The organism is Duganella paludis (genome assembly GCF_054461335.1).
In genome coordinates this window covers 206,665-222,946 of the sequence record NZ_CM136922.1, presented here as the reverse complement: position 1 = coordinate 222,946, position 16,282 = coordinate 206,665, and the positions used below count along the sequence as shown (strand labels likewise).

The 16,282-nt window shown below is 66.5% G+C and carries 9 protein-coding genes and 1 pseudogene; 3 read left to right on the top strand and 7 right to left on the bottom strand.

Annotated features, from left to right (window positions below; all coding sequences use genetic code 11):
• Positions 1 to 13 precede the first annotated feature (13 nt).
• A complete protein-coding gene (tssH, locus tag ACXZ1M_RS00930) occupies positions 14 to 2,716 on the top strand; it encodes a type VI secretion system ATPase TssH (protein ID WP_459051369.1) in 2,703 nt (900 codons plus the stop codon).
• A 78-nt stretch (positions 2,717 to 2,794) separates the two neighbouring features.
• On the opposite strand, the gene tssA is transcribed toward tssH, so the two are convergent.
• Genes tssA through ACXZ1M_RS00895 form a run of 7 tightly spaced genes read right to left on the bottom strand, consistent with a single transcriptional unit; the run spans position 2,795 to position 12,349 of the window.
• Positions 2,795 to 3,862: a type VI secretion system protein TssA gene (gene tssA / locus ACXZ1M_RS00925; protein ID WP_459051368.1), complete on the bottom strand. Its 1,068-nt coding sequence runs from the start codon at positions 3,860 to 3,862 to the stop codon at positions 2,795 to 2,797.
• 9 nt (positions 3,863 to 3,871) lie between these two features.
• Entirely contained in the window at positions 3,872 to 4,636 is a 765-nt protein-coding gene (locus tag ACXZ1M_RS00920) for an OmpA family protein (protein WP_459051367.1), read from the bottom strand.
• 3 nt (positions 4,637 to 4,639) lie between these two features.
• Complete coding sequence (tagF, locus tag ACXZ1M_RS00915) at positions 4,640 to 5,626, bottom strand: type VI secretion system-associated protein TagF (RefSeq protein ID WP_459051366.1); 987 nt, start codon at positions 5,624 to 5,626, stop codon at positions 4,640 to 4,642.
• Positions 5,623 to 9,681, bottom strand: coding sequence for a type VI secretion system membrane subunit TssM (gene tssM, locus ACXZ1M_RS00910; RefSeq protein WP_459053949.1), 4,059 nt, complete (start codon positions 9,679 to 9,681; stop codon positions 5,623 to 5,625). The genes tagF and tssM overlap by 4 nt, the downstream gene beginning before the upstream one ends.
• A gap of 28 nt (positions 9,682 to 9,709) precedes the next feature.
• Positions 9,710 to 11,233, bottom strand: a complete 1,524-nt coding sequence (locus ACXZ1M_RS00905) for a hypothetical protein (RefSeq protein WP_459051365.1) — start codon at positions 11,231 to 11,233, stop codon at positions 9,710 to 9,712.
• Between the two features lie 3 nt (positions 11,234 to 11,236).
• Positions 11,237 to 11,500, bottom strand: coding sequence for a PAAR domain-containing protein (locus ACXZ1M_RS00900; protein WP_459051364.1), 264 nt, complete (start codon positions 11,498 to 11,500; stop codon positions 11,237 to 11,239).
• Positions 11,501 to 11,509: 9 nt separating this feature from the next.
• The gene (locus tag ACXZ1M_RS00895; RefSeq protein WP_459051363.1) at positions 11,510 to 12,349 is read right to left on the bottom strand and encodes a M15 family metallopeptidase; all 840 of its coding nucleotides are present in this window, start codon (positions 12,347 to 12,349) and stop codon (positions 11,510 to 11,512) included.
• A 151-nt stretch (positions 12,350 to 12,500) separates the two neighbouring features.
• Here ACXZ1M_RS00895 and ACXZ1M_RS00890 point away from each other — a divergent pair, with 151 nt between their 5' ends.
• Complete coding sequence (locus ACXZ1M_RS00890; RefSeq protein WP_459051362.1) at positions 12,501 to 13,328, top strand: hypothetical protein; 828 nt, start codon at positions 12,501 to 12,503, stop codon at positions 13,326 to 13,328.
• Positions 13,325 to 16,126, top strand: a pseudogene (locus ACXZ1M_RS00885) (type VI secretion system Vgr family protein); the annotation flags it as partial. The gene ACXZ1M_RS00890 and the pseudogene ACXZ1M_RS00885, both read left to right, overlap by 4 nt.
• Positions 16,127 to 16,282: the final 156 nt, after the last annotated feature.

Here is a 16,282-nt window from a genome sequence, read left to right as displayed (position 1 = left end):
AAAGGATAACAACATGAGCATCAACCTGAAGACGCTGATCGCAAAGCTGAACGACACCAGCCGCGCCGCTGCCACGCGCGCGGCCAGCCTGTGCGTGTCGCTGGGCCAGTACGAGGTCGATATCGAACATCTGTTCCTGGCGCTGCTGGAGCAGCCGAAAAGCGACGTGGCCGTGATCGCGCGCCAAAACGACATCAGCATCACCCAGCTGGAGGCCGACCTGCGCGCGGAGGTGGGGCGCTTCAAGAACGGCAATACCCGCACGCCGGTGTTCTCGCCGCGCCTGCCCAAGCTGTTCGAGAACGCGTGGCTGATCGCGTCGCTCGATTTACAGGACGATGCGCAGGCGCAGATCCGCAGCGCGCACCTGCTGCAGGCTTTGTTGACGGAGCCGGAACTGGCGCAGCTGGCGGCGCGCAGTTCGAAGCTGTTCGCGCGTTTCGATCTGGAGCAGATCAAGCACAATCTGGACAAGGTCAGCGCGGGCTCCGAGGAGACGCCGGTGTTGCGCTCGGCGCCTTCAAACGGCGAGGGCGCCGATCCGGTCGGCGAGCTGCAGGCGCGCGCCGCCAGCAAGACGCCGGCGCTGGACCAGTTCACCACCAACCTGACGCAGCGCGCGCGCGACGGCAAGGTCGATCCGGTGATCGGTCGTGACCTGGAGATTCGTCAGGCGATCGATATCCTGATGCGCCGCCGCCAGAACAATCCCATCCTGACCGGCGAGGCCGGCGTCGGCAAGACGGCCGTGGTGGAAGGACTGGCGTTGCGCATCGCGCAGAACGACGTGCCGGATGTGTTGAAGGGCGTGGAGATTCATACGCTGGACATGGGCTTGTTGCAGGCCGGCGCCAGCGTCAAGGGCGAGTTCGAGAACCGCCTGAAGAATGTGATCGACGAGGTGAAGAAAAGCCCGCACGCGATCATTCTGTTCATCGACGAGGCGCACACCATGATTGGCGCCGGCGGCCAGGCGGGTCAGAACGATGCGGCCAATCTGCTGAAGCCTGCGCTGGCGCGTGGTGAATTGCGCACCATCGCCGCCACCACCTGGGGCGAGTACAAGAAGTACTTCGAGAAGGATGCGGCATTGGCGCGGCGCTTCCAGGTGGTTAAGGTGGAGGAGCCGAGCGAGGAACTGGCCTGCGCCATGTTGCGCGGCATGGCGCCGTTGATGGAGAAGCATTTCGGCGTGCGCGTGTACGACGAGGCGATCACCGAGGCGGTGCGCTTGTCGCATCGCTACATCATGGGACGTCAGCTGCCGGACAAGGCGATCAGCGTGCTCGATACGGCTTGCGCCAAGGTGGCGCTGGGGCAGAATGCGACGCCGTCGCTGATCGAGAACCTGGCGCGCAAGATGGAGCGTATCGACGCCGAGGCGGCGTCGCTGGAGCGTGAGCAGGGGGAGGGCGGAGCGTCCGCCGCAGCGCGTCTGCAGGAACTGCGCGAGTCACGCGCTGCGGCGGACGAGCAGCACAAGACGCTATCCGCACGCTGGGAGAAAGAGAAAGCACTGACCGCGCAAATCATCGCAGCTCGCTCGGCTGCGGCGGCGCCTGCCGCCGTGGGCGGCGCGGACTCCGCTGGCGACGCGCCGTCCGTCCCCGGCGCCGGGGGCGCAGGGCAGGCGCGCGACATTCAGGCCATGGTGGCCGAATTGCGCGAGCTGCAAGGCGAAACGCCGATGGTGCCGGTGCAGGTGGACGGCCACGTGGTGGCGGAAATCGTCGCCGGCTGGACCGGCATCCCGCTCGGTAAAATGGTCAAGGACGAAATCAAGACTGTGCTGCGCCTGCGCGAAAACCTTGAACAGCGCGTGCTTGGCCAGCCGCACGCCATCGAAGCCGTGGCCCAGCGCGTGCGCACCTCGCGCGCCAATCTGGATGATCCAAACAAACCGAAAGGCGTGTTCCTGTTCGTCGGCCCGTCCGGCATCGGCAAGACCGAGACCGCGCTGGCGCTGGCCGATGCACTGTATGGCGGCGAGCGCAAACTCATCACCATCAATATGAGCGAGTACCAGGAAGCGCACAGCGTCTCCGGGCTGAAAGGCTCACCGCCCGGCTACGTGGGCTATGGTGAAGGCGGTGTGCTGACCGAAGCCGTGCGCCGCAATCCGTACAGCGTGGTGCTGCTGGACGAAGTGGAGAAAGCCCACCCGGACGTGATGGAACTATTCTTCCAAGTGTTCGACAAAGGCGTGATGGATGATGCGGAGGGGCGCGAGATCGACTTCAAAAATACCATCATCATCCTGACTTCCAACGTGGCCTCGGGGGCGATGATGCAGGCCTGCCTGAACAAGTCGCCGGAAGAGATGCCGTCGGTGGAGGAGCTGGAGCAGCTGATACGCCCGGCGCTGATGAAGCAGTTCAAGCCGGCGTTCCTTGGACGGTTGAAGGTGGTGCCGTTCTATCCGATTCCGGACGATGTGCTGGTGGAGATCATCAAGCTCAAACTGGGCAAGTTCGAACGCCGCATCGCCGCCAATCACAAGGCGGAGTTCAGTTACGACGAGGCGTTGGTGGAAGCGGTGCTGGCGCGTTGCACGGAAGTGGATTCCGGCGCGCGCAATGTGGACAATATTTTGAATGGCACGCTGCTGCCGGAGATCGCGGAATCGGTACTGGCTCGCATGGCGGAGGGCGCTGCGATCAGCAAGATCAAGGTCAGCGCCAGCAAAGCGGGCCAGTTCAAGTACAGCGTCAAGTAACCCCGTCGTCCCGCGAAAGCGGGGCCCCATACTCAGCATGGATTCCTGCGTGCGCAGGAATGACGGTGGTGGTGGTGGTTACTGAGCTGGCGGCACGCCGAGAAGTTCTTCGATGTGCGCCAGCGATGCCTCGTCCTTGACCACGGAGCGCAGCCAGGTGTGCAGATCCTGCTCCGCCGCCGCAGCCGCCTTGTCGGCAAAATAGGAAGCGGGGCTATGCGGCTCGGTGCGGCGGAAGAAGGCCGCCACGGCGCGCAATTGCGTGACTGCCTGTGCGCGGTTGCCGATCACGCCCGGGCGGGCAGACTGCGACGGCTGCGTGATCTCCACATCGCCCATGTCGCCCGCCGCACCGACATTCGCGTCAGCGCCGCTTGATTCGTATGCGGAGACGCTGGCGCCTTCCGCCGCAGCAGTCGCGGCATTCAGCGGTGCCGGAACCGCATGCAGCATCGCCTTCACCGCATCGCGCGCGGAGGAAAAGCCTGGGCTGTCGTTGCCCAGCCGCGCATCGGCCACACGCTCCAGCTGCTCCAGCGCCTCGATGCAAAACAGCGCATCGGCGCGGAAGGCGGTCGCAAACTGCGCCGAGTTGTTGCGCTTGGCCGTCTCCATATCCGCCAGCCGTGGCGCGCGGTTCTGCAACTCCTCATTTCCGCTGGACGCCCGCTTGCGCGCCTCCTCGAAATCCAGCGCTGAATAATCGCCGTTCTCGGTCAGGCCCATTTCGCGCACCAGCGCCGGCGTGCGGGAAAGTATCCAGCTCAGATTCCCGGTGCGCTGATCGTTGTCCCCATCTTCGGCCTGCGGATACAAGCCGCGCTCCCAATACTGGTCGCACAAGCCGGCCAGCAGCAGATAACCTTCGCCCAAGCCGCGCAGGTCGTGGAGGCGGGCGCCGGCTTCGGTCAGCCAGACGGCCAGCCGCAGGTCCTTGCTCTTTGACGTCAGCAGCGCGCTGCAACGTGCGACCACGAACGGCCAATCGGCCTCCTTCAATTCGGTCACCCATTCTCCTTGATCCAGCGACGGATCATCGAATTTACGCGCCTGCGCGATGGCGTCGAGATCGGGCGAAAACGACAGGTCGGCGCCCGATGGCTCGGCGTCGCTGATTGGTTGTAGCAGTTCTTGTGCTGAATACATAGTGTCCTCTTACTGAGCCATGCGGAATTCAATGCGGCGGTTGCGCGCGCGGCCTTCTGCGTTGTCGTTGCTGGCGATCGGGCGGTCCGGTCCCTGGCCGCTGGCTGTCAGCAGCTCGCCATTGATGCCGTGGCTGGCCAGGTAAGCCTTGACCGCCTCCGCGCGCGCCTGGCTCAAGCCCTGGTTGGTGGCTCGCAGGCCAGCGCTGTCGGTGTGGCCGATGATGTCGACCTTGCGGTTACTCAGCTTGCGTAACGCCGCCACCATCTCGTCCAGGATGGCGCGGCCGGCCGGCGTCAACTCGGCCTTGCCGCTTTCGAATTCGACGATGCGGTTGGCCAGCGCGCTATCGAGCACACCCTGGTCGGCCGCCGACACGCGCAAGCCATTGTTGACGGTGTAGGTCGGATTCAGGCTGGTGGCGATATTGCTGGCGATGCGCTGGCGCACCGACTCGTTGCCCACCTCGCCGCGCAGGCTGACGGTGCTGCCGTCGATCTTCAACTGGCCACGGCTGATCTGCTTCAGATCGGGTGTGATCAGCTTCTGCACATAGCTGTTCCAGTTGGCCGGCATGGCCACCTTATCGATCGAGATCTGGTCGACCACCTTGTCGGCGCCGTAGACTTCGCGCAGCTTGGCCAACACCGCCGCCTTGCTGGCTTCATCGGGCACGGTGCCGGCGGCCAGCACCTGGCCGGGCTGCACCGCGCTGGCCTGCGCATACGTGGCGCCGGCGCTAAGCAGCAGGCTTGCGAATAAAAGTGTACGCATGGTTCAGGTTCCGATAAACGCCGCGCTGACTGACTCCAACGCGGACTTGAGTGACAGGGATGGCTGCGACAGATAGGTGGACAGCTTCTTGACGGCGTAGTCGCTGTCGGCTTGTTCCTCCACCCAGTCCAGTTGTTCAAAACCGATCTGCTGATCCGGCACCGCCTGCGGGTCCATGATGCCGTGCAGCGTGGCCGGCGAGGCGCCGCTGAAGCCGACCAGCAGCACCGGCTGTTCGCGCCGGCGCGTCAGGAACAGCGCCAGTTCGAAGTCGGCGCGCGCCAGGAAGGGCGTGATCATGTGCAGCCAGAATGCCGCCACCAGGTTGCGGTACATGGGGTCTTGCGGCAGCGGCAGCAGCAGGGTTTTTTCCAGGCGGCTGGAGCTGCTGGCCAGCACCGGCTGCAGCAGCATGCCCAGTGCCAGCAGCACCTGGCGCGACGAGCCACGGAAGCCGGCTTGCGACAGCAGCGCATCGAGGCCGCCGATGGTTTGCAGTTCGAGGAAATCGTCGAAGCTGGCCTGGTAGGCGGCGCCGCGCAGATCCAGCTCGATCGCTTCGCTGGCCGCCAGTTGCAACGGTACTGTCGGATCGCTGGCGGTGACCACGCTGCTGCTCAGCGTCGCCAGCCGGGTCCACAGGCGGTTGAACACCAGCGGTGCGCTGGCCACGAAGCTGGCCGGTTCCGCCACTTCCATGCTGCTGGTCATGAGGAAGGGGAAGCGGCGCGACGATTGATCGCTGCTGGCGACGATGTGGCCGGCGATGGCGTGGCGCCGGCGCGGACCGACGAAGGCGAAGTGCAGCGGCGCGACGGCGTCGTAGTTCAGCTTCCAGCGGGCGTCGGCGCTCATCAGGTCCATGGCTTGGGCCAGCCAGTCGTCCAGCACTTTGATCAGGGCAGGGCTGTCGCCGCCTTTCACGAAGTCGCCGCGTCCCGGCACCTTGCCGAAGTAGCCGATGTTGGCGATGGTGGCGCCCCGGCTCATGGCTGGGCTCCGACCGTGCGGCTCGCGCCAGCCGCAGGCGGCGACGGCATGGTGGCTGGCACCGGCGTCGGCGCGCGCGCCGGCGGTGCCGCCGGCGCACCCGGCACGCCCTGCGTTCCTCGCGCAGTGGCCGGTACTCCCGGGGCGCCCTGCGCACCCGGTACGCCCGGTGTGGCCGTAGTGCCCGGCGCAGCGGCTGGCAGTGCGGGTGCACCTGGCACGCCCGGTACACCTGCCGCCGTCGACGGCGCGGCCTGCGCTGCGGCAGCCGCAGGCTGTACGACCGGCCCCGGTGCGGTAACGGTATCGGGCAGGCGCAGGCGCTTGAATCCGGCCGCTGCCGGCGCCGCTGCCTGCGCTACGGGCACCGGTGGCGCCGTGGTGCCGACGATCTTCAGGTTCGCGGTCACGGCCACGCCGGAGTTATCCCAAGTCAGCTCGAACGCGCCATTCTCCTTGCGTTTGCGCTTGGCGGCGTCGATCATTTTCTTCAGGCCGAAATGGCCGCTCTCATTGAACACCACAATGCTGCGGCCTTCCGGCGTAATCGCCGTGATGCGCGCACCCGGCACGCCGGCCGGATTCGGCCACACCATGTGCACCCATGGCTGCGGCAGGCCGCGCCAGCGCAAGGCCTGGCCGTCGATCTCGATGGTGAATTCGGTGGCGCTGACGGCGCTCAACGCCTGCAAATCGAAGTTGGTCTGCGCCTCGCCACCGCTGGAAGCGGCCGCATTGGCGACGCCGTTGGCAGCCAGCGGCGCAACCCAGCCGGGGAAGCTGGTCACCACCTGCGGCGCCAGGTTGATGCCCATATTGGCCCATGTGCGGGTGCTGACCGTGTCGCCACGGCGCACCACCAGCGGACCAAGCGTGGTGTTGAAGAACTTGGCGATCGCGCCGTCCGGCCCGAACACCGTGCCGATTTCCGCATTGCTCGCTTCCGCCTTCGATTCAGTGGCAAACGGATACTTGGTCGCCAGCGTCTGACGGAACGGCTGCAGCACCTGCGCCGCCCACACCTTGTTGATCTCCGTCTCGGCCGGCTGCACGATCACCGCGAAGCTCTGGATCAGCGGACGCACCAGCAGCGGACGGATGGCGGTCTTCTGCGCGTCGGTCATCCCGGTCAGCATCTGCTCGTCGACGTATTTGAGCGCGTCGGCCAGTTCCGAGCCGCTGCCGTCAAGCGTCTGCTGCATCAGCTGACGTGCGCCGGGGCCAGGATCGCCCTGGTTCTTGATCTGGTTGAAGCGGCCGCGCAGCTTGGACAGCTGCTCCATGTAGCCGCGCATCAGCGAGGCATCCTTGTCCTTGGCCACCACCAGCTTGGCCACGCTGGAAAACTCGCGGCCGACGGGACCAAGCGGCAGCGCTGCATTCTGCACGCCGCCGGTGCTGACATTGACATTCAGCTGCGACGGTTTCTGGCGCAGGATGGTCTCTTTGAACCAGCCGCTCACGCCGCGCTGCGCGCGTTGCAGGCCGGCGTCCAGCAGCGACGGGTTATCCCAAGAGGTCTGGTCGTAGACGCTGTTCATCAACTTGTTCAGCGGCGAGGTTTGCGGATCGCCCAGGCGATTCATGGCGCCTGCGGCCTGGTCGAAATTCGACAGTTCGCGCACGGTCACACCCTGCACGAACTTTTGCCATTCGCGCGCGTAGTCGTTCTTGTACAGGTCCACCAGCGACTTCTGGATCTGTTCCGGGCTGCCTTCCAGCGTCAGGTCATCCTTGGACGAGGTCTTGAGCACCCAGTCGGCGCTTTGCAGTTCGCGGTTGGCCGCCTCGCGGAAGGCGTCCTGCACGAAGCCCTGCCAGGCGGCGCGGGTAAAGCTGCCCGGCACCGCATAGCTGCCCAGTACCAGTTCCTTATCCTGGTCGCCGACGATGGAAGCCACCGTCACCGCCGGGAAGCGGGTCGCGGCGCGCGCCTTGACGTCGGCGTACACGCGTTCGCGCGCCGGCATGCCGCGCACCACGCGGCGCAGGCTGTCGCGGGTCTGGTCCACTAGCGCCAGACGGGTATCGAGCTGCGGCCACGAGGTGTCGTTGACCTGCGCCAGGTAGAACGAAATCATGCGCTCGGCGCTGCGGATCAGCTGCTCGCGCGGCATGCTGCCACGGTTGGTGTCCAGCCACACGCGCCAGTAGCGCGTCAGCTGGTCGTTCAGGTGGCCCGCTTCCGCGCGCGATTTATCGCCCAGCATCAGGTAGGTTTTCAGCGCGTTGTAGGCGTCTTCGGCGTCGGTCGGCGAGGCGTCCTTGAACTGCTGGGCGCTGTTGTTGATCGCCGCTGCGGCTTCCGCCTGCGTGGCGTTGGCCGACACCGTGGTGCCGCCGCTGGCCGCGCTCACCGGCCGCGCCATCGGCTGCAATTGCGCCGAATTGGTATTGACTTCGGCCAGGAATGCTTCCAGCGTCTGGCCGACCGGCTTGAGCATCACTTCGCGCACACCGTTGAAGTATTCCTCGCGCAGCTTGCGGTCCAGCAGCGTGCCTTGATACAGGCCTAGGCTCAGCGACAGCGGGCGGTTCTCTTCGTATTTGTCCAGCTGCTCGATGCGGTCTTGCAGGATCTCCAGCGCGGCGAAGCGCGATTGCAGGTCCATCGATTTTTCCTGCACCTTGATGGCCTGGTCCAGGTCCGCCTGCACGTTGGCCACCAGTTGGCGGTTGTTCATGTATGACCAGCTCCAGCCGGCCAGCGCCAGGCCTGCGAAAGCAGTGGCGGCGAAGAAGGCCACATAGCGCATGCGCGTCTTGGCCGGGCTGGCGTATTGCGCCACCAGATCCTTGTCGGCGAAGATCACCTTGCGGAACAGGTTAAGCAGGAAGTAGCCCTGCTGCTGGTGGGCTTCCTCGTGTTCGGCCGGTTGCAGCTTCAAGTCGAAGCGCTGCGCCACGCGCTGCGACGAGGCGGACACGGTCTCGCCTTCCTGCAGCGCGCTGGTGAAGTAGAAGCCTCGGAACACAGGCTTGAACTGGAACGGATTTTCCTCGAACAGGGTGGCGATGAAGGTGCGCAGCGACGGCTTGATCGAGCTGAATTCAAGCGGGAAGGTGAACACGCCGGGCGGCATGCGCTCGCGCCATTGCAGCGCCATGTTGGCCGCGCTCAGGTCTTTCAGGCCTTCGTACAATTCGTCGAAGCGGGCGTCGAACTGGTTCAGCACTTCCTCGCCGCTGGTGTTGCGGCTGTAGGGCAGGGTGGCGCCCCATACCTTGTCGCGCTCACCGCGTTCGCTGTCCTGGAAAAATTCGTTGAAGCCGGTGATCAGGTCGGCCTTGGTGAACAGCACGTAGACCGGCGCGTGCACCTCCAATCGCTCGGTCAGTTCCTGCACGCGCTGGCGCAGGTTCTTGGCCAGGTTGATGGCGAATTCGGGACGGTTGCGGGTCAACTCGGCCACGCTGACGGCGATGATGATGCCGTTGATCGGCGCCTTCTTGCGGTATTTTTTCAGCAGGTCGAGGAAGCCGAACCACTCGCCACGGTCGTCGTCGACCACCGAGTATCGGCCGGCCGTGTCGAGCAGGATGCCGTCGGTGGTGAAGAACCAGTCGCAGTTGCGGGTGCCGCCCACGCCCTGCACGATTTTGCTGTCGGCGAACGGGAACTGCAGGCCGGAGCTGGCCACGGCCGTGCTTTTGCCGGCCGCCGGATTCCCGATGATCATGTACCAGGGCAGCTCGTATAAGGCGGCGTTGCCGGAGGTCTGGCCCAGCTTGGAGTTCTTGATGGTGCCGATGGCGTCCAGCATGCGGGTGCGCAGCGCTTCGGTTTCCTGGCGCTGGGCCGGATCGGCCTTGACCGGCTTGGCGGCCTGCTGCTCCAGCATCTCGCCCAACTGGCCGGCGGCGCGCTGGGTCTTGCGGTGGCGCCAGTACCAGACGGCGGCGCCGAACAGCAGCGCCGCACCGAGCACGGTCCAGGGCACAGAGGCCGGCCATTGCAGCAGCGCGGCGGCGGTGAACAGCAGGGCGGCGAAGGCCAGCCAGCCGATGACTATCAGCGTGCGGCGTTGGATCAGGAACAGCCAGAATTTTTGCATCATGATAGGGCTCGATTACTTGGGAGTGTCATGCCGCTGGCGCCGGGCGTAGTAGCGCGGCGTAGCGGTGGTAGGGGTCTTCGTTGCTGATGCAGAGCACCGGGGCGTTACGGTCTTGCGCTTCGGCGTCGCCCAGCGCCAAGGCGGTCAGCCAGGCGACCGCGCCACAGCTGCCGCAACTGCCGCCGGCGCTGATGACGTCGACGCCGGGATCGAGCTGCGGCGCGGCGGCCGTCACCACGTGCATCAGCTCCGTCACGCGGCTGGTGCGATGGCCGGTGTCGGCTGCCACCAGGGTGATGGCGGCGCCGTCCACCTGGGCGGCTTGCAGGGCGTGGTTGACAGCGTCCGCCAGGCTGGTGTCGGTGTCGCGGCGGACTTCGTCGGCGGAGGTCAGGCGGCGGCCGTGGTGTAGGGCTTGTAGCGTGCTGCCGCCGCCGAGGTGGCCGGCCGTGGCGGCGTCGGCCAGCAGCAAGCCGGCCGCGCCTTCGCCGGGAATGCGGCCTTGTGGCTGCTTGGCCGTGTACAGTGCGTTCTGGCTGGACAGGCGGTCGATACCGGCTTCGCTCAAGTGCGAGCCGGCTGCAATGACGATCGCCAGGCATGGATGGGCGGCATCGGCGCAGCGCTGGAGGAGTGCTGCCAGCACCAAACCGGCATCGGCATCAGTACCGGCATCGGCATCGGCGTGCGCGTGGCCGCCGGCATCGGCGCGGCCGCCGGCCACGGTGTGATTGCGCGCCAACGGCGCGGTGGCGGGGGCCAGCAGCGCCGCCGGCCAGCCGGCTTCGTCGGCCACGTGGTGCAGCCATTGTTGTGCGAGTTCGCGCTGCTGCGGTTGCCAGTCGTCGGGCCACAGGGCCAGCAGACGCAGCGACGGCGGCGCAGGGACGGCCACGCTGTTCGGCGGCAGCCGGCCCTGGCGGCGTTCTTCCTGCTGTTCCAGCCACGGCGCGAGGCCAATGTGCACGCTGGCTTGCGCTGCGAGTTCGGCCGCGACCGCGCTGGCGGCGGCGAGCGCGCGCCACTGGCCCTGGTCGAAGCGTGGATCGTCGAGCTGGCGCGCTTGCAGCCATTGCAACAGGTCGTCGCGTAGCGCGGCGTCACCGGCATCTTCAAGGCGGGCGCTCAGAATCGGGTAACCGTCATCGTCGCTGAGTTCTTTATCCAGGCTGGGGCGCGCGCGGTTGTCGGCTACCGCCGCGCGCAACGCGGACACCGAATCGCCATGCGGTACGCGCAGTGCGCTGGCGGCGATGGTCAGCGCTGGTGGCAGCGGCGGGGCCGGCGCAATGGCGGCGGTGCCGGCGTCGGCGCCTACGGCACCTGCCGCACCAGCCGCAGGGCTGGCTGTTGCCGGCGCCGTCACGCGCGTCCAGGCCTTGCGGGCCAGCCACCACGCGCCCAGCAACAGCAGCGGCAGCACCAGCAGATAAAGTACCAGCTCGCTGGCGGCCGGCACGCGGTTGGTCTCGCGCCAGTAAAAGATGGACGCGCCCCAGCTGCCGCCGAAAGCGGTGCTGGTGACGACGACGTTGCGCAACCACTGCATCGATTACACCTGGTCCACGGTCGACTGCTGGCCAGCGATCAGGGTCGCACCGCAAGAGGTCTTGTCGCCGTGGCGGGCCACCGGCTTGCCATCGACCAGCATGCTCGGATCGCCGCTGGCGATGGTGCCGTTGCCGTGGCGCGGGCAACTAATCTTGTCGCCCACGCGGGCGATGCCCTTGCCGTTGCAATCGCTTTGCTGCGACGCCTCGACCACGGCGCCGTTATGCGAAGTCTTGTCGCCCAAGACGATGACTGGTCCTGCCATGGTGGTCTCCTATCGTTTCATTACGCCGGACCGGCGTAGCTCGGTATGTCCGAAATCCATCATCTTCCAGCGGCCGCCCCAGGTCAGCCCCAGCGATTCGGCCACTTCGCCGTACAGCTGATAGCCGCGCATGGCCCACGGATCGCGCTCGGAAATCACCAGCTTGCCGTCGCGTAGAAATGCGCAATCGGCCGCCAGCCCGTATTGATGCCAGCTCTGGAAGGCGGCCGCATTGGTGACGCCGGAGCCCAGCGCCGCCAGCGTGTTCTGGCGGGCCGGACTGCGGTAGCCTTCCAGCAGCGCCATCTCGTAGCCGTACTTCTCTTTCATGATGCGGAAGGCCATCAGCAGCCGCTGCGCGTAGACCGCATCCAGCAGCGCCCAGTCGCGGCTGGCGCTGACCAGCATCGGCCGCTCCAGCTGCACGTCGGCGGTGGTGAACACCAGCGGCGGCAGGGCGGGCGGCGGTACCAGTTGCTCGCCTTCCAACAACGCAGCCACCTGCGGATTGACTTCGCGGGTGGAGGCCTCGAAGCCGTTCAGCGACGGTTTCCCGGCCAGCAGCAGCGCCAATATCGGCGGCACGCACAGCAACGCCAGGCCACCCAGGCACAGCAGATAGTGGCTGGCGAAAAACTCGCGCACCCCATCCAGCGCGCTGCCGCCGGAGCGGCGCAAGGCGCTCGCGCCATTGCGTTGGCGCTGCGCCGCCCGGCCTATCGTGTGCTGCAAGCGCGCACCGACGCCGGCCAGCGCAGCCAGCACAAACTCGCGGCCGGATGGGAACAGCAGCATCCAGCTGATGAGGCAGGCGAGCAGGAAATATAGGGTTACCGCCAGTAAGAACACGTTGCCCTCGGAGCTATAAAATGTCTAAAAAGCATTGCTTTGAAGTATATATTAGAGTTATGACAAGCCCGCGCACGATTGAACAGCTATCCGTGCGGCAGATTTTTCCGGGATGTCGTAAAGTCATGCGAAATTAACAAGGGAGTTTATTTTGCAAGGTGATCAAGAACGTCCGCCTGCCAGTGGCCGTCCCAGCCTGCTGTCGAGCGCGCCGCCGCCGGAGGCCGGTCGCGCCGGTATTCTGGATGGGCTGGAGCGTCGTCCAGGCGCTGCCGCCGCTGCCGCGCGCAAGCCTGCGAGTAAGAAGGTGGCGCTGGCTGGTGGTTTGCTGGCTCTACTAGTGCTGGCAGGAAGCGCAGCGCTGTGGATGAATGCAGGGCCGGAGCCGCAACTAACCTTGCCGTCCGCCGCGCAGGCCATCACCCCGGCGCCGGATGCAGCCGTGGCGGCCGCGCCGCAAGCTGACGCCCCGACGCCTGCGCCAACCCCAGCGCCTGCACCGGCCGCCGCCATCGTCGAAGAGACAGCCGCCGTCAGCCCGCCTGCGGACAGCCGCTCGCTCAAGGACGTACTCAATGACACCCCGGCCAAGCCAGCGGCCGCGCCCGCGCTTGCCCACGAAGGCGCGCCCGGTGAGCTGCGCGCCGCGCTGGAAAAGCCGCATGCCGCGCCGGCCAAGCCCAAGCCGCAGCCGCCGAAAAAGCCGGTGCAGCTGGCGAAGAAAGCCGAACCCAAGCCGAAGCCTAAAGCTACGCCGCAGGATAACGACGTCGCCTTGCTGGCCGCGTTGATGGCCCATGTGCAGTCCGCCAAACCCGCCAAGGAAACCTCAACGCCCGGCTACCAGCTCAAACAGTGCGGACGGATGAATGAGGCCGGCGCTGCTCAATGCCGCGCACACCTGTGCGCCGGCGCCGCCCGCAAAGAACCCGAATGCAAGCAGCAGCCGGTCGCGGTGAAAACTGCCGCCGAATCATGAGTGTCGCGCTGATCGAGCAGGTCACCGCCGCCCTGGCGCAATTTACCAGCGTTACCCGCTTGTACGAGTTGATCCTGGGCGGTGAAGACGACGCCGACCTCGGTGCCGGCGGCCTGCTGGTGGAAGCCTTTGCCGCCGATGACAGCGTGCAGGGCGTCGGCCCGCGCGACATCATCGTGCTGTCGACCAACGCTTCGGTCCAGCTGGCGCCCTTGCTGGGCCGGCCGGCGGCGTTGGCGGTCAGCCTTGCGGACGGCAGCCGCACCCATTTCCATGGCGAGATTACACAAGCGGCCATGCTCGGCAGCGAAGGCGGCCTGGCGCGTTTCCGCCTGCGTCTGACGCCTTGGCTGTGGCGCCTGAGCCAGGTACGCAACAGCCGCGTGTGGCAGGACAAAACGGTCACCGCCATCATCGACGATATCTTCGAAGGCTATGCGCCGCTGGCGCGGTGGCGCTGGAGCGAAGAGGCCGAGCCGTTCATGGCGGAGGCGGCTGCGCGCAGCTATTGCTGCCAGTACCGCGAGTCGGACCTGGAATTCGTGCAGCGCCTGCTGGCCGAGGAAGGTTTGGCGTGGCGCTATGAACAGTTGGAAGACGGCGTGGGCGTGGTGCTGTTTGCCGACAGCAGTCAAAGCAGCGCCACACCGGAAGACGCCGCCAGCGCGGCCGGAGGCGGCATCCGTTTTCACGGTGCGCGTGCCGGCGAGGCGTCGGACAGCATCCAGGCGCTACAGGCACGCCGCAGTGTCACCGCTGCGCTGACCACGCTGCTCAGCTATGACTATAAAGGCAAACAGGCAGTCACCGCCAGCGCGCCGTCGCGCCTGAACGCCGGCCGGCTGCAAGCGCTGGAAAGTTACGATGTGCCTGGCCAGTACGCCTATGCCAACGCCGCCCAGGCGCAGCGCTATGCGGACATCCAGATGCAAGGCCGGGAAGCGGTGGCGCAGCAGTGGCGCGGTCGTTCCACTGTGCGCACCATGGAAGCCGGCAGCCGTTTCATCCTCACCCAGGGGCCGCTGCCGGGCGACACGCCGCCTGCCTACGTGCTGCTGCGGGTGCGCAGCGTCGGTGTCAATAATCTGCCGTCGCCGGCGCAGCAGGCGCTGGCCGAACTGTTCGGCCCCATTCCGGAGCTGCTGGAAGACACCGTAGCCGATGCGCCGGACGACTTCGCGCTGATCATCGCCCAGGCCCGCCAGAGCGGCTACGCCAACAGCTTCGAGGCGGTGCCGGCTGCGGTGATCTGGCGGCCGCAACTTCCGGGCAGCGACGGCCGCAGCCATCCACGGCCGACCGCGCGCGGCGCGCAAAGCGCCATCGTGATCGGCGCCGATGGACTCGACCGTCCGGCCGGTGCCGACGAGCTGTATTGCGACCGGCTGGGCCGGGTGCGCATCCGCTACCACTGGCAGGACAACGGCGACGCCACCTGCTGGGTGCGCGTGGCGCAGCGTTCTGCCGGCGGCGGCATGGGCAGCCACTTCCTGCCGCGCATCGGCCAGGAAGTGCTGGTGCAATTCATTGAAAACGACATCGACCGTCCGATCATCATCGGCGCCTTGTACAACGGCCAGGGCGAGGGCGGCGTCGCGCCGACGCCGGGCGCGCAGGGCGGCAACGAGTCGCAGGAGGCACGCTTCCAGCCGGCCGCCGACCACGCACCTTCCGCGCAGGGCAATCTGGCGGGCGGCAACAGCCCGCTGTGGCACGGTGCGGCGGCAGGAAGCGACGGCCATCGCAACGCCGCTGCGCAATGGGGCGTGCGCAGCAAGGAGTTCGGCGGCGCCGGCTACAACCAACTGCTGTTCGACGATACCGATGCGCAAGGCCGGGTGCAGCTGCGCTCGACCCACGCCGCCAGCGAGCTGAGCTTGGGACACTTGATCCACAGCGCCGACAACTATCGCGGCAGCCTGCGCGGGCAGGGCGCCGAGTTGCGCACCGATGCGTATGGCGCGGTACGCGGCGGCGCTGGTCTGCTGATCAGCAGCTACCACATCAACCACGGCGCCGACGTGCGCGATCCGGCCGGTGACAACACCGCCGGCATCGCCTTGCTCAAGCAGGCGGTCAAGCTGGGCGAGACTTTCAGCGAGGCCGCCGAAACCCATCAGACCGTGGCCTTGGCCGGCCACATCGGCGCAGCCAAGGCTAACGCCAGCACGCTGGACAAGCAGGCCGCGCCGCTGAAAGCCATGCTCACGGCGGTGTCCGGCATGGTCGGCAACGGCAGCCTGAAGGCCGCGCGCGCCGATGCCGAGGCCAAAAAGACCGCGCCCGGCGACGATCAATTGCCGCACGCGAGCTCTCCGGTGATTGCGATCAGCGGCAAGAGCGGCCTCGGCGTCACCGCCGGCGCGGCGCTGCAGCTGGCCAACGGCGAGACCATCACGCTCATGAGCGGCAACGACAGCCAGTTCGTCACCGGCGGCCAGATGCGTGTCCACAGCGGCCAGGCCATCGGCGTGCTGGGCGGCGCGATGAAGCCCGGCGCGGGCGAACTGGGCGTGCAACTGATCGCCGCGCAGGACGCCATCGACATGCAGGCGCAGGCCGACGAGTTGAAGGTGCAGGCGCGCGACGAGGTCAACATCGTCAGCATCAACGCCGGCGTGGACTGGGCGGCGGCCAAGCACATCAGCCTGTCCACGGCGGGCGGCGCCAACATCACCATCGACGGCGGCAACATCACGGTGCAGTGCCCGGGCAAGCTGACCATCCACGCCGGCAAGAAGAATTTTGGCGGCGCCACGCAGCAAAGCTACGCCTTGCCGGTGCTACCGGTCAGCATCATCGCGCCAGCGCCCGGCCGCAAGCTGGAAAGCAGCTTTGCCTTCGACCAGCTGACGCGGGTGGCCAAGGACGGCACCAAGCTCGAATTCGTGGCGCTGGTGGTGCCGATCTTTGGCTACGACATTCCGGCGCCAACCTACATCAAGCTGTACGAA